Annotated in this window: 13 protein-coding genes and 1 tRNA gene; 3 read left to right on the forward strand and 11 right to left on the reverse strand. The window is 45.3% G+C overall.

The window, feature by feature from the left end; translation table 11 throughout:
* Nucleotides 1–243 precede the first annotated feature (243 nt).
* Nucleotides 244–981, reverse strand: a complete 738-nt coding sequence (locus MKX75_RS19935; RefSeq protein ID WP_339166520.1) for a glycerophosphodiester phosphodiesterase — start codon at nt 979–981, stop codon at nt 244–246.
* A gap of 235 nt (nt 982–1,216) precedes the next feature.
* Here MKX75_RS19935 and MKX75_RS19940 point away from each other — a divergent pair, with 235 nt between their 5' ends.
* A complete protein-coding gene (locus tag MKX75_RS19940; protein ID WP_062835412.1) occupies nt 1,217–1,483 on the forward strand; it encodes a hypothetical protein in 267 nt (88 codons plus the stop codon).
* Nucleotides 1,484–1,707: 224 nt separating this feature from the next.
* Here MKX75_RS19940 and MKX75_RS19945 read toward each other — a convergent pair whose 3' ends face one another.
* The 5 genes from MKX75_RS19945 to MKX75_RS19965 all read right to left on the reverse strand — a co-directional run bounded on the left by MKX75_RS19945 (nt 1,708) and on the right by MKX75_RS19965 (nt 5,532).
* Nucleotides 1,708–1,836, reverse strand: coding sequence for a hypothetical protein (locus MKX75_RS19945; RefSeq protein ID WP_255319930.1), 129 nt, complete (start codon nt 1,834–1,836; stop codon nt 1,708–1,710).
* Between the two features lie 120 nt (nt 1,837–1,956).
* Nucleotides 1,957–2,541, reverse strand: coding sequence for a TIGR00730 family Rossman fold protein (locus tag MKX75_RS19950; RefSeq protein WP_062835413.1), 585 nt, complete (start codon nt 2,539–2,541; stop codon nt 1,957–1,959).
* A 421-nt stretch (nt 2,542–2,962) separates the two neighbouring features.
* Entirely contained in the window at nt 2,963–3,382 is a 420-nt protein-coding gene (locus MKX75_RS19955) for a hypothetical protein (protein WP_017687369.1), read from the reverse strand.
* 19 nt (nt 3,383–3,401) lie between these two features.
* A complete protein-coding gene (gene ung / locus MKX75_RS19960) occupies nt 3,402–4,070 on the reverse strand; it encodes a uracil-DNA glycosylase (RefSeq protein WP_047843722.1) in 669 nt (222 codons plus the stop codon).
* 241 nt (nt 4,071–4,311) lie between these two features.
* Nucleotides 4,312–5,532 (reverse strand): MalY/PatB family protein, encoded by a 1,221-nt coding sequence (locus MKX75_RS19965; protein ID WP_339166523.1) that lies wholly within the window; start codon nt 5,530–5,532, stop codon nt 4,312–4,314.
* A gap of 250 nt (nt 5,533–5,782) precedes the next feature.
* Between MKX75_RS19965 and MKX75_RS19970 the strand changes: the two genes are divergently transcribed.
* Nucleotides 5,783–6,490, forward strand: coding sequence for a helix-turn-helix transcriptional regulator (locus tag MKX75_RS19970; protein WP_017687366.1), 708 nt, complete (start codon nt 5,783–5,785; stop codon nt 6,488–6,490).
* Between the two features lie 146 nt (nt 6,491–6,636).
* On the opposite strand, the gene MKX75_RS19975 is transcribed toward MKX75_RS19970, so the two are convergent.
* The 3 genes from MKX75_RS19975 to MKX75_RS19985 form a co-directional block, all read right to left on the reverse strand.
* A complete protein-coding gene (locus tag MKX75_RS19975; protein ID WP_339166524.1) occupies nt 6,637–9,558 on the reverse strand; it encodes an insulinase family protein in 2,922 nt (973 codons plus the stop codon).
* Between the two features lie 462 nt (nt 9,559–10,020).
* Nucleotides 10,021–10,106: transfer RNA gene (locus tag MKX75_RS19980), tRNA-Leu, on the reverse strand.
* 236 nt (nt 10,107–10,342) lie between these two features.
* Nucleotides 10,343–10,792, reverse strand: a complete 450-nt coding sequence (locus MKX75_RS19985) for a hypothetical protein (protein ID WP_339166525.1) — start codon at nt 10,790–10,792, stop codon at nt 10,343–10,345.
* A gap of 207 nt (nt 10,793–10,999) precedes the next feature.
* Between MKX75_RS19985 and MKX75_RS19990 the strand changes: the two genes are divergently transcribed.
* Nucleotides 11,000–11,224, forward strand: coding sequence for a hypothetical protein (locus tag MKX75_RS19990; RefSeq protein ID WP_017687353.1), 225 nt, complete (start codon nt 11,000–11,002; stop codon nt 11,222–11,224).
* Between the two features lie 116 nt (nt 11,225–11,340).
* Here the strand turns inward: MKX75_RS19990 and MKX75_RS19995 are convergent, their stop codons facing one another.
* Both MKX75_RS19995 and MKX75_RS20000 read right to left on the reverse strand, forming a co-directional pair.
* Nucleotides 11,341–11,823: a NucA/NucB deoxyribonuclease domain-containing protein gene (locus MKX75_RS19995; RefSeq protein ID WP_145151157.1), complete on the reverse strand. Its 483-nt coding sequence runs from the start codon at nt 11,821–11,823 to the stop codon at nt 11,341–11,343.
* A 109-nt stretch (nt 11,824–11,932) separates the two neighbouring features.
* Nucleotides 11,933–13,081, reverse strand: a complete 1,149-nt coding sequence (locus MKX75_RS20000; RefSeq protein ID WP_339166526.1) for an ATP-binding protein — start codon at nt 13,079–13,081, stop codon at nt 11,933–11,935.
* Nucleotides 13,082–13,268: the final 187 nt, after the last annotated feature.

Genomic DNA, 13,268 nt, shown 5'->3' on the forward strand with positions numbered 1-13,268 from the left:
TCGAACCTATGTACATAACAATCACCTCTCTATAAATACCGAACTTTAATGATATTGATTCTCATTCCCATAGACCATTGTAAGTGAATCCACGGTCTCTGGCAATGGACAAATGGGACATGTTTATTGCATATATGAAGATTTGCACACAATTTTGCACGCAAAAAGGCTGTGCAGGAGCCAAAAAGCTCGAACACAGCCTTGTCATTGTATATGTAGAACACCTGTAAAATACAAACTCAATTAACGGGCAGGTACATTAATTAATGATGCCAGGACATCAGGAACATCGGTAATAATTCCTTGCACACCCGTGTCAATCATGGCCTGCATCTCGGCAGGATCATTCACTGTAAATGGGTAGGTAACAACGCCCTGTGCCAGGGCTGCCGCAACGTCTTCGTTCGTAACTGCCAGCTTGTAGGGATGAAGGCCTGAAGCTTCAAGTTTGACGGCATAGTCATAGGGACGATACAACTTTTCCATATATAGAAGCGCTGTACGAATCTCCGGGGCAAGACGCTTGCATCTTACCAGGGAAGCATGATTGAAACTGGACAGAACGACCTGTTGCTCCAGCTTCCAGGCTCGGATTGCCTGTACAATCTTCTCTTCCATTCCCTTGTAACTCACAATACCATTTTTCAACTCCAGATTAAGCAAGGTTCCTTTCCCCTGTACGAGCCTGAATAAGTCCTCCAGAGAAGGAATACGTTCCCCGGCAAAATCGGCATGAAACCAGGACCCAGCATCATATGTGCGCAATTGATCGTAAGTTATATCCTTAACCCACAGCTCTGCAGCCGCAGTCCGGCTTAACGTTTCATCATGAATCAGGACCAATCGGCCATCACTCGTCATCTGCACATCAGTTTCAATGCCTGTCGCTCCAAGCTCCAGACAACGTTCAAAAGCACTCATTGTATTCTCCGGGCATACGGCAGATGCACCGCGATGGGCAATAATTTCAACGTTCCTCATTCCAGCGCCTCCTGCGTTCAACATTAACTCTATGATCTTCACTATAAACACCGTTTGTTAGACCTGTATTAACAGAACGTTTAATTGGTTGTTTAATTAGTCAATACATGCGGTATGGTTGAACATCCAACGGGCTGGGGATTCACTCATTTTTGCGAACTCAATCTGAAAATCGACATAATATAGTATGAACGAACGATGGAAGCACTGCACTCCGTTATAAGGAGGTTGACTATTGAATCCCTCAAAGAAAAAATCGACACCTACGCGCCCTCGCACATCCCAGTTACAGTCGGCTTCCAGGCTTTCCAGATCATCTGTCCATATCAAAAACAAATCCGGCAAGACGGCTAATCAGCGTTCCTTTAACTCCAGTTCACCCAACACACTGGATCAGCTGGCTATTGTTGCAGCTATACTTTCCTTAATTGCTGCCGCCATCGGGCTATATATCGCCTGGAAATCGTTAAGTAATCCGGATCAAACTGCTGTTGTGGTGTAAGCTGCTTGATACGCAGCTCTATTGGCTCAGGAGGCTCTCTCCTGCTTCTGACCTTATTCAGGGGCAGGTTTTTGCTTTTTCAATCGCTACTCGTGTGTTCTGAAAACGTCAAAAAACCGTTCCCCTGAAACGCCGGCATGTACCGGCGTCTCTTTGGAAAGGTCATTTTGTATTCGGGCGGCTGCCTCTGCAGCACGATCCCTCATCTCGGAATGTGGACCGAATTACAGAATAAATGTGCGAGAGATGATAACCAACAGAATGAACAATACCAGAATTGCACCTGTTGATGTCCATGCTCCACCACCGAAGCCTCCGCAGTATCCGTAACCTGTACCTTTGAGTTCGCTCATCAATGACACTCCCCTCTTCATCGAAGTACACTATAGACTATGTCCGATAGCGAAACTTGCTTGGGCAGATCGAAAATTCTCCTCAAGAGCGATTGGTTACAGGCCTCTATTCTTGTAAAATCATTGTCCGTTCAGCTGTGACCACTTCTGGGTCAACTCTGCCGGAACATAGGATGACATCTGGCCTAGCAGTTCAGCCGGATCAGATTCCAGACTCCACAGACTGAGATGCGAGGTGTTGGAGAACCCTTCCTGTACACTATGCTCTACCATCTTCATTAGCGGGCCATAATATCCGTTGACATTCAATAAGCCGACAGGCTTGCGATGAATGCCGATCTGTGCCCAGCACAACACCTCGAATAGTTCTTCAAATGTACCCATGCCTCCGGGAAGTGCAATGAATCCATCGGATAATTCCGCCATTGTAGCCTTCCGTTCATGCATCGTTCCCACTTCAATCAGCTGTGTAAGCCCTCCATGAACAACCTCACCCCGGAACAATCCGGTGGGCATAACACCGATCACTTCTCCACCTTGCTTCAGAGCAGCATCGGCAACGGCGCCCATTAAGCCCATGCAAGAACCACCATAAACCAGTGCGTATCCGCGATCGGCAATCTGTTTGCCCAGTTGAACAGCCTTCTCTGTATATTCGGGGTGATTTCCCGGGTTCGAGCCTGCAAAAACAGCTATACGTTTCATTGGGTCTCACTCCTTCTCATGATCTTTTTAGATTGAACTAAAGAATATTTACAGTTGCCACTTCGATGACAGAACAACCTTCCGATCGCTGTTATCCCCAGATTTTTTGATTCAATTTTACAAAGGTGAATATCTTGGGATAAAGGCGAACGCTCCGCTTCTTCAGGTTATTTCTGCCCTCTACGTTCTCGTGTAAATGTTTAGTTCAATTTTCTATTTTAATAGTATACAACATGAATGTTATGGGTATGTACAACAGGTTAACGGACGAATGGACAAAAAAATACCCGACCGTTTGCAGCCGGCCGGGCTCCCATTTCAGTACACATCAATTTAGAAGGGGTTGTTATTACCTAATATACAGACCGAACATTAAATCCGTATGATCTTTGCATGAAATGAATATTAAATCTTCGTGGTACTAACGTATCCCACGGCGTGAACGCACGACAAACATATGCTTGTCTTTACGCAGAACCCGACCATCTGCAAGTTCGACCTGATCTTCATCATGACGCAGAATCGTTGTGGATAACGCTACAATTTTGGCCCGGCGCCAGATCATAACCTGTGACTTGAAATAGATGGCATTTTCAAACTGAATCGCCTTTTTCATCACATATCCAACCTTGTGTACTTCAGAACGTGCTTTCTTTAAGGGAAGACTCTCTTCGGGAAGAGGTCTGATCATTGCGATATTGTCAAACGACACCTTAATTCGTTTCGGTCCGATCCGTACACATTCCGCTTCTTCATCCCACTCGACCAGCGTTCCCTTCAATGGCTCCCGTATGCCTGTTGCACGATATACCGCTACTTTTCGTCCTATCCAATGTCGCAATGTTCTCACCTCCATCTGTCTAGTTTTCAGGTATCTTCCAATCGATCGGTTCAATACCTTTGGAGGTCAAGAAGTCATTGGCTTTGGAAAAGGGACGACTGCCGAGGAATCCACGATGTGCAGCCAGCGGACTGGGATGTGTAGACTCCAGTACCAGGTGCTTGTCCCTGTTAATAAATGCACCTTTCTTCTGGGCATGACTGCCCCACAGCATATATACCATCGGCTCTGAACGTTCATTCAGCGCACGAATTACTGCATCCGTAAACGTCTGCCAGCCCAGTGCCTGATGCGAGTTCGGCTGACCTTCACGGACCGTCAGGACAGCATTTAATAGCAGGACTCCCTGCTGTGCCCAATGGACCAAAGATCCATGATTCGGAATCGGCAGGTCCAGATCGGCCTGAAGCTCCTTGTATATATTTTTCAGAGAAGGAGGTACGCGCACCCCCGGTCTAACCGAAAAGCTCAATCCGTGAGCCTGACCCGCTCCGTGATAAGGGTCTTGACCAATAATAACGGCCTTAACCTGATGATACGGAGTCAGCTTGAGTGCGGAGAACAGATCTTCTTTGGGCGGAAAGACCGTTTGCGTTTTATACTCGGCAGCGAGGGTGTATCGAATCTTGTTGAAATATTCGGCTTCCGTTTCTTCCTGAAGCACCTTGTCCCAGTCGTTTCCAAACATATGTATAGACTCCTTTCCCCTGATGAATGCAAGTTCGTGTAGCCCCACTACAGGGCTCTTCATTCTGAGAGCCGCATGTCATGCGACTCATAGACTATCCACCATTTTAACATAACCGGGGACGGCAGGCCAGAATTGTACATCAGGGTATAAGTTCACCTCGAAATAAACCGTGTTCTTGCTACATTCCGTATACTCATCCGAAAAAGCCACCACGCTATTGCGTGATGACTTGATAAATTTATACTTGAACGGGTAACTCTTCGACTTCTTTTACAAGCACACTACCGATTCTCCGTAATCCTTCCTCAAGCACCGAACGGGGACAAGCCAGATTCAACCGAATACAACCCGCACCATTCGCTACAAACATATGACCATCTTCCAGCAACACACCCGCTTGCTCCGCGAAGAATAAAGGTAGACTTACATGCTCGGGAGCATATGCCGAGATATCAATCCAGGCCAGATATGTGGCATCCGGAATGTGAAAGACAGCCAGTGGCAGATGCTGCTTCACATACTGTTCTACGTAGACAAAGTTGGCGTCGAGATAACCTTTTAATTGTTTCAGCCATTCATCACCCGTTTCGTAAGCCGCTTGAGTGGCAGCGATGCTCAGTGGATTTTTGAAACCATAATGGCGTGCCTGCCAGATATCTCGAAGTCCCTTGTTCGGAATGATGACATTGGAGAACATCAGACCAGCCATGTTGAATGTTTTGCTCGGAGACATGCATGTAATGATTCGATCCGTATCCGGGAACAGCTTCGCGAGGGGCGTATGTCTCTTACCAGTACGCAGCAGATCACAATGAATTTCATCCGAAATGACCCATACATTGTTCCGCAGGCAGATCTCACCCACACGTTGTAACTCTTCGGTTGTCCAGACACGTCCAGACGGATTATGGGGGTTACAGAAAATACATACCCTTACCTTCTCATCCTTGGCCTTGGCTTCAAAATCCTCAAAATCAATCGAGTAATGCCCCTGCTCGTTGATCATATCCGAACATACCAGTTCAAGATTGTTATGCTCCGCTGCTGACTTGAAGAAACCATAAGACGGGGTCACGATCAGTACTTTCTCATCGGATTGACAGATATATTCCACCAATTCATATAAAGCGGGAATGATCCCGTTCGAGGTCTCCAAATGCTCCTTCGGGAAGGACCAGTCATAGTATCTCTTCATCCAATCCGAAACAGCTTCATAGTATGCGGGATCGAACACCTGGGAGTAACCCATAATTCTACGGTCCAGACGCTGCTTGACTGCATCCAGAATCTCGGGAGGTGTGGCAAATTCCATATCTGCAATCCACATGCGAATAAATTCTTCATCTTTAAATGGAAAAGTCATATCTTCTGTGGCATTAAAAATATATTGACGGAAACCATCCGTATTCATGGCATTCGTTCCTGTGCGATCAATAATCTCATCAAAGTCATATTTCATAGCTTCTACTCCTCTATCTGCTTTACTTTTTCATTGTCGTTTCATGTCATATTACATCTATTATTTCATGACGCAGGAATTGCATCAAATGCAATACAATCTATTCTGACGAAACAAATGAAGTTTATTGTTTCTCCAAAATAGGTATTTCCGTGAAAAAGTGATATATTTCTCATGTAACATCATTTTTATGAATGACTTTCATCATTTTCACGTACTCTCAAGAAACATGACATAAGGAGAAGCAGTTATGAACAATATCAATCAGGAAGTTGGCAAGAAGATACGAAACTTTCGGAAGTGGCGGGGACTGACCATTCAACAGCTTGCGGATCAGATCTTCAAGAGCAAGGGCACGTTATCCAAATATGAGAGCGGAGATATTACACTTGATCTGGTCACGTTACATCATATTGCGAACGCACTCAACATTCAGGTGGAGCAACTCTTGTATCAAGAACCCAGACACGCTTCTCCCCTGATGAATGCGGTCCCGTCCAGCTTTTTCAAAAACTCCACACGTTTCTATTCTTACTTCTATGATGGGCGTAACAACAGTCTCATTCGTTGTGTCATTGACATGATGGCTCAATCGGATGCCAACCGTTATCGCACCGTGATGTATATGAATGTGAAGGATTTTGAGAACTACCAGGAGTGCGAGAATATGTATTGGGGCCACACCGAGCATTATGATACACTCACGACTCTAATATTGAAAAATCAGGCCACGCCGCTGGAGAATCTATATATTAATATTTTGGCGTCTTTTCAAGAATCGGAGAAAAAGTGGGGACTCATGGCGGGTGTCTCGTTCCGACCTTTCATGCCTATCGCGCTCAAAATGTTATTTTCCAGAACCCCGCTGCCCGAGAATCAGGAGTTATATAATGAACTGAAAATCTCAAAGGAAGATCTGCGGACCCTGAAAATATACAATATGCTCGCCGTCACTTGAACAACGATGCATGTCACACTTTTTCATATGGGATGGAGACCGGTTCTCCCCATTAGGAAAGGCACTTCTATAAGCTGTTGAACCAGCTCATAAAAGTGCCTTTCGCTTTGATGCCTATTGGATCGGGGAATAAACGAGACTAACGCTTAGTTTTTAATTAAATCCAGCGTCTCGTCAAACATTTGCTTCTGTTCCTCAATCTTGTTCTCATTACCAATCACGCAGCGCTGCTGCTGCTCAAGTATAGCCGATAAGAGCTCAGCAAAACTGATAATGTCGCTTTCCTTCGTGCTTAACACTTCGTCACGTTCCTGTTGCAGATCCGCTTCAGTCACATTCGACAGATAACATTCCAGGGAGAATGCCCCTTCGCCATAAGGTGTTCGCGGCGTATCGAGATCCTGGATTGCACCAATGATATAACGCGTCATTTCCCGCTCGTCTGCCCGGAAGTCGGTCAAATATTGCGGTATCTCTTCATATATTTTGTACGTTTTATCGAGATTTGGATCACGATACGATGCAACATAGCTGTCTCCGTTCCGTCTGAAGCCTGACATGCAGCCATAAGCTCCGCCTTTGGCCCGGATATTGGTCCACAAGTAATCCAGAGACAGAATGCCCTGCAGGACCCGCAGTGAACCCGTGTATTGATATCCTTTATCGATATAATTACCCGTTTGCACCACATACTGCACCTCTGAAGGGGAACGGAATCCTTCCTTATGAGTAGCCGGTGTGAACGTAAACTCTTCTTTGGCAACCTCATGTGTGAACAGCTTCGCTTTCAGATCAGACACCTGTTGCTCCAATCCTTCATATCCCTGTTCATCGGCAGTGTAACTGACAAGCAAGTTCTCCGGTCTGAAAATATACCCCGTCAACTCTTGCAGACTGGAAGATAACTCTTCTTTTCTAGCCTCAAAGTTCGCCTGAAGATCCTCAAGCCACTGGTAAAAGGCGATACCACTCACAGCTTCTCTGAAATCCGCAACCGCTGAATGTTTGGACGAAGACCGGCCAATTCCCGCCGAATGTCCGCTATTGATCAGATTACGTTGCAGGTTGCCTTTCATCTGAGAGATGATCTCATACAACCGCTTCGAATTATCGAATCGGGACGTGAACACGATTTCTTTGATCATATCAAAGGCAAATCCAAGCTTGTCATACAACACTTTTGCGTTGAACTCATAAGTAGCCTTGAATTCATTGTGCTTGTGCGCGTTAGCATAAGATCCAATCCCGCTATGAATACCGCCTGAATGGATGTGGATTTCATTGGACAGTTCATTAAACGAGTAGTTTTGAGTATCCACGTAACCCAGTACATTCTTCAGCAATCCTGCATACGGCAGGAGATGACGCGGCACTTCTTTGATATCAAACAACAGTCTCAGATAACCAATTCCGTTCGTGTAGAGGTTATGATGCAGAATGGTTGTGCCGTCGACCTGGTTCACCGTTTGATGCAACGTAGAGGCTTTCGGTTCAATATCTTCAATCGATAATGTCGGAATGACCTGCTGCTGCTCTTTGGTTGAAGGTGTATTCTGATACTCGGCGAGTGCTTCCGTTTTCTGAATCAACGTTTGAACTTCTTTCTCGCTAAGACCGGCCTGAATGGTTTTCAGACGTGTTTTCAGCGCTTCTTCCTTACGTGAATTCAACCCTTTGTCCGGTGTCAGGGCTACAAAGGAAGTATGTGTGTTCTGCAATATATACTTCTCAATGAGTTGCTCGAAGTAACCTTCGTTCATTTTCGTACGCAGCTCAGCAAATACGTCATTCGCCTCCAAATGGGTGAAAGGTGCCTCTTCATCGTACAACCAGCTTTGCAGGGAGGAGAATCCGTAGATCAGGCCCTTCGGCATTCTGCCATAGTCCGCTTCCCTGTGATTGAACTCATAGGAGTTAATTCCTGCAAGCAGCGCTTTCGGATCAAAGCCTTCTTTCACCACACGCTCAAGCACTTCTTTGACCGTTCCCAGGAAATCCTCTTTGCTCGCCAGATTGCTCTTCTTCAGTCCCACCGTGAACACAGGCTGATATAGGCTGTCATCATACGAACCGTAGACGTCCTTCGCAATTCCTTTATCCAGCAAAGCCTGTTTCAATACCGCTCCCGGAGCGTTCAGCAGGGCGTATAACAAAATTTGGAACGAAATGTTCAGTTCCTTGTCCAGACTTGTGCCGATCACCGCGTTATAGGTCAAGAAGCTGTTATCCACTTCCGATTCCGTACTTCCGGCAGAGTAAGTCTTAACCGTGTCTACCCGTTCTGCAAAAGCAGGTTGCAGTTGAATGGCAGAATCAATTTCGATTCGATCATATGCGCTCAGATAGTTTTCATCCAGCCATTGCAGCTTCTCTTCCATATCCATGTCCCCGTACAGATAGATGTAACTGTTGGAAGGATGATAGTATCTCGTGTGGAAATCCAGCAGCCCCTGATAGGTTAGGTCCAGAATAGCTTCCGGGAATCCGCCAGATTCGGAGGAGTATGTGGTATCCGGGAAAAGGGAGTTGAGCACTTCTCTGCGAACCATTCGTTCCGGTGAAGAAAAGGCACCCTTCATCTCGTTATACACAACTCCGTTGTAGGTTAACTCATCATCTGCAGAGGTCAGGTTGTAGTTCCAGCCTTCCTGTAGAAATATCTTTTCATTCTCATAAATGTTCGTGTTCAATACCGCATCCAGGTAAATATCCATCAGGTTATGGAAGTCGTGGTCGTTACGACTCGCGATCGGGTAGATCGTCTTATCCGGATACGTCATGGCGTTAAGGAATGTATTCAAAGAACCTTTCAGCAACTCAACAAAAGAATCCTTGGCCGGAAATTTCTTGGACCCACAGAGCACGGAGTGTTCGAGGATATGGGCTACCCCTGTATCATCTTCCGGAGGTGTGCGGAAACCGATACTGAATACTTTGTTGTCGTCCTGATTGGACAAAAGTACAATTTTGGCTCCGGATTTCTGGTGTTCCAACAGATACGCATCCGATTTTAATTCTTCAATTCTGCGCTCTTGCAACACCTTGTATGGCTTAAGCTGTTTCAACATAAACTTGAGTCCTCCGTCCATAAGATTGTTTTATTGGTTTTGTGACTCTACATAAGTTCAAATATGTTTATTTACACGGGCACTCCGATGACAGAATAACCTTCCGATCGCTGTTATCCCCAGATTTTTTTGATTCCCTTTTGAAAGGGAAAATCCGGGGATAAAGGCGCACGCTTCGCTTCTTTAGGTTATTTCTGTCCTCTCCGTTATCGTGTAAATGTGTAGTTGAACTTATATCGTTCAGCAAGGTAAAGGTAATATATGCCTATGGATAGTATACACCATTGTTCCGTCTCTTCATAAAAGTCAGATAATTGTACCTTCTGATATGTATTATGCAGCGTTTAGGTTTATGAACTGCATGGTGATGTGGTCAGTTATGACATGACATTCATAATTAAGAACAAAAAAAGATCGCATGCAGCTTGGTTAACAAGCGTCATACGATCTTTCTTTTTAAGATGCCGAGGACCGGGATCGAACCGGTACGGTAGTCACCTACCGCAGGATTTTAAGTCCTGTGCGTCTGCCAATTCCGCCACCCCGGCAGGATTATGTATTTCTTGGCGACAAGAAATATCTTACCATGAACTAAATAACTTTGCAACACTTTTATTAAAAATAATAAAAAAAATGAAACAGGCACTGCAAGCGTTAGCTCACAGTGCCTAGAAAGTCCGAGTTGCGGTCCCGGACTTCCGGTAAACCAATCTATATTAAGGGAGGTGTGATATAAGAATACCTCTCCAACATTAAAGAAACCTAAAATCAGCCTTAAATTAAACTAAAAAAGTAGAATAGGCCGAACGCGAGCAGCTTCTTCCTCACTGCACTCCACGATAACCAAGATATGGTCCTTTAGTAGCCATTCTTCGTAATACCGCGCATCCTCCTCCGAGATCCCCGCTTCAGTCAATGTAAGCACCAAATCATCGGTCTCACTCCCTATCTCATTACCAGCGAGTCTACGCACTGCATTTCCGATCGACATCGTCTGATCCATCCGCTTCCCCAGACCAGCCAATATTCCTTTCAGAGCGCCAAAGGCACCATCCGTTCCGGCACCCTTCAACGGTTTAGGCAGCCCGGTCTTCTCGCTCACCAACTCCAGATTGAGCTGTTCCTTCGCCACCGCTCCCAAATATTTGTCCTTGATACCTTCTTTTTTCACCTGATTCAGCATCAAAATAGCCTCGTTCTCGGTACGGGCCAGCCCAATAATCAATTGTGTCATTCCGTTCCCCTCCTTTTACCCTAATATAACCCCTTAATCCCCATTCAAAAACGGATAAAACCTGGCTAAGACAAATCACCTAGAAGAATGTTGATTTCTCTTCTGGAAATCTATACCTAGTTCTGATAGACTAGATAAAGAAGACAAATTAACCATTGAAAACATTGACATATGGATTTAACATCTCATAATCAGGAGCAATGACTTATGAAAAAAGAGGTAGAAATTGCCATCCGGCGCAAACAACAGATCATGGTTCGTAATACAAGCGGTCAGACGGTAACCGGATTTCCCGAGCGTACCGCCGATACATCCATTCTCTCCTTACGTACCGTTCATGGAAGTCTGTGGATACCGTTCGATGAGGTCGAACATGTTACACGTCTGTTAAGCATCCGGTCTCATCATTTAAGCGGAATGCAACTCGTTTAAGTCGGATCTGTAATCATAGAAATCAGTTCTCGTATATTTACGTCAACAACTTCTATTTATGCCAGCACTTCATACCAAAAAACCAGACGCATGAACGTCTGGTTTTTCTCTTCTTGTTACTTCACTACAAACTTCACTCGTGTTCCATCCGGATATGTACTTAACTGATTCCCTACCCATGAACCTGCACCGCGATTATCCTTCGGGGTAATGTACTGGATATCTGCACCTGTGCCTCCCTCAGCACACATTGCCATAGGCCACTCGTCCCGATCCTTACCCTTTTTGACTGGCACACCTTTGAGTGATAAATCCCGATTTCCCTCGGCGCCACCACGATCAATGGTGCATACATCCGAATGCCCTGCCTTGATAGCAGCCTTGATATGGTTGGCGGTTTCGGGATAGCGCTCTGAAGGGAACGTAATGGTATGGTCTACACTCTTGTTAGTGTTCCCGAATGGAGAGGGTATCTCCTCCGGCCATTCTCCCCCAGCCCAGGCATAGAGGGCTACCAGCAGCATTGCTACCAGCGTCAGAACCTGCTTTTTGAAACCTTGCTTGCCTTTGCGCTTTCGTCTTGTGCGTCTCTTACTCATGCTGTGTCTCCCCCATTCAACACTTGCATTATAACAGAACGCCCGTTCGTAAAACAATCCAATAGAATAAAAAAACAGCCGAGAACGCCCGGCTGTCATGCTTGAGTGATTATCCTACATTGGGAATGGCCTGTTGGCGCAGCAATGGCAGTGTAACCTCAAACTGTGTACCTTTCCCTTCGATACTCTCTACCGAAATCTGACCATTCATCAGTTCCAGCAGTTCTTTGCAGATGGTCAGACCAAGTCCGCTTCCACCAAATCGGCGTGCATGGGAGATATCCGTCTGGGTAAATGCATCAAACAATTGTTCGATCTGATGCTGAGGAATACCAATCCCTGTATCACGCACAGAGAATACCAATACAACGGTATCCATCAGTTGTTGCCTCACGTCCACCTGTAACTGCACTTCACCCTGCTCCGTGAACTTGATCGCATTACTCAGTAAGTTATCCAGTACCTGCCGAAGTCTTAGCGGATCACCCATAAGCACATCAGGAACACTCAGATCAGCATGGCAGAGCAAACGTATTTGTTTATTCTGCGCCGCAGGCTCATGTGTCTTCACAATTTGTTGAATAAGCTTCAACGGCTGAAATTCAATGTTTTCGACATCCATTTTGCCTCTGCCCAGCTTCGCCATATCCAGACTATTGTTAATAATATTCAGAAGAGCCTCACCAGACTGACGTGCAAGATCAAGATACTCTTTCTGCTCATCCGTGATCTCACCCATGCTGGCAAGTTCGATCATGCCCATAATGCCGTTAAGCGGGGTACGAAGCTCGTGATTCAGCTTGCCGATGAATTCCAATTGCCCTCTGCTGTTCATCTCAGCCATGGAAGTCGCGAACTTCAACTGCTGCTCGGCATACTTCCGTTCTGAAATATCGTATTGAATACCTACAAAATACAGACACTCGCCTGATTCATTGAAGATCGGATCAATATTCAGCTCGTTCCAGAACTTCTGACCACTTTTTGTATAATTTAAGATATCAATCTTAATGGACTGTTGTTTTTTTAATGCATCACGAATCTGCATTACCGTCTCCGGGTCTGTATCCTGTCCTTGCAAAAACCGACAATTCTGTCCGACAGACTCTTCATACGTATATCCTGTCAGTCGGGTAAAATGTTCATTTACATACATGAGCGGAAACTCAGGCAAGGTAGCATCGACCACCGTAACGGAGGATTTCACTTTCGAGATGATAAATTCCCATTGTAATGAGAGTTGATTATGTTGGCTCATGCCTTCCTCCTTCATCTCACACATATTAATGTTTATATATTCTGCATTCTGTACTTTATATGGAGATACAACTGACCAGATGGTATGTGTTGATATAGAAACAATATATTTTAATTGTAACACAGTTATTCAAGTCATGTGGTTTATGGGTAATAGTTGATAACTAACATCCGACAGTAACCTAACT

It is taken from the genome of Paenibacillus sp. FSL R5-0341, from assembly GCF_037975235.1.
GTDB classification, from domain to species: Bacteria; Bacillota; Bacilli; order Paenibacillales; family Paenibacillaceae; genus Paenibacillus; species Paenibacillus amylolyticus_A.

What these genes read in the sequence shown, in the direction of transcription:
- MKX75_RS19985 (WP_339166525.1), bottom strand. Translation starts at nt 10,792, where the DNA reads ATGACACAATTGATTATTGGGCTGGCCCGTACCGAGAACGAGGCTATT.
- MKX75_RS19990 (WP_017687353.1), top strand. Translation starts at nt 11,000, where the DNA reads ATGAAAAAAGAGGTAGAAATTGCCATCCGGCGCAAACAACAGATCATG.
- MKX75_RS19950 (WP_062835413.1), bottom strand. Translation starts at nt 2,541, where the DNA reads ATGAAACGTATAGCTGTTTTTGCAGGCTCGAACCCGGGAAATCACCCC.
- MKX75_RS19945 (WP_255319930.1), bottom strand. Translation starts at nt 1,836, where the DNA reads ATGAGCGAACTCAAAGGTACAGGTTACGGATACTGCGGAGGCTTCGGT.
- MKX75_RS19965 (WP_339166523.1), bottom strand. Translation starts at nt 5,532, where the DNA reads ATGAAATATGACTTTGATGAGATTATTGATCGCACAGGAACGAATGCC.
- MKX75_RS19975 (WP_339166524.1), bottom strand. Translation starts at nt 9,558, where the DNA reads ATGTTGAAACAGCTTAAGCCATACAAGGTGTTGCAAGAGCGCAGAATT.
- MKX75_RS19995 (WP_145151157.1), bottom strand. Translation starts at nt 11,823, where the DNA reads ATGAGTAAGAGACGCACAAGACGAAAGCGCAAAGGCAAGCAAGGTTTC.
- MKX75_RS20000 (WP_339166526.1), bottom strand. Translation starts at nt 13,081, where the DNA reads ATGAGCCAACATAATCAACTCTCATTACAATGGGAATTTATCATCTCG.
- ung (WP_047843722.1), bottom strand. Translation starts at nt 4,070, where the DNA reads ATGTTTGGAAACGACTGGGACAAGGTGCTTCAGGAAGAAACGGAAGCC.
- MKX75_RS19970 (WP_017687366.1), top strand. Translation starts at nt 5,783, where the DNA reads ATGAACAATATCAATCAGGAAGTTGGCAAGAAGATACGAAACTTTCGG.
- MKX75_RS19935 (WP_339166520.1), bottom strand. Translation starts at nt 981, where the DNA reads ATGAGGAACGTTGAAATTATTGCCCATCGCGGTGCATCTGCCGTATGC.